The organism is Streptomyces sp. URMC 126, assembly GCF_051386555.1.
Lineage (GTDB): Bacteria > Actinomycetota > Actinomycetes > Streptomycetales > Streptomycetaceae > Streptomyces.
Genome location: NZ_JBPQTX010001386.1, coordinates 1 through 233 on the forward strand (window position 1 = coordinate 1; position 233 = coordinate 233).

Sequence of the window (233 nt, forward strand, 5' to 3'; positions counted from 1 at the left end):
GTGTGCTGCTCGGGGTCGCCGACTTCATCCGCGGCCCCGGCAGCCCCCCGTTCACCCGCGCGGATGTCGAGCTGGCGACGGAGCTGGCCTCCAAGGCGGCGGTCTTCATCGACAACGCCCGCCTCTACGGACGCGAGCGCGAGCACGTCCTCTCCCTCCAGCGCAGCCTGCTGCCCCGCGCCACGCCGAACACACCGGGCCTGGAGGTCCTAACCCACTACACGCCGAGCCTG

1 pseudogene is annotated in these 233 nt (G+C 72.1%); it reads left to right on the forward strand.

Annotated features, from left to right (window positions below):
* A pseudogene (locus ACSNOK_RS36380) lies at positions 1-233 on the forward strand (serine/threonine protein phosphatase); the annotation flags it as partial.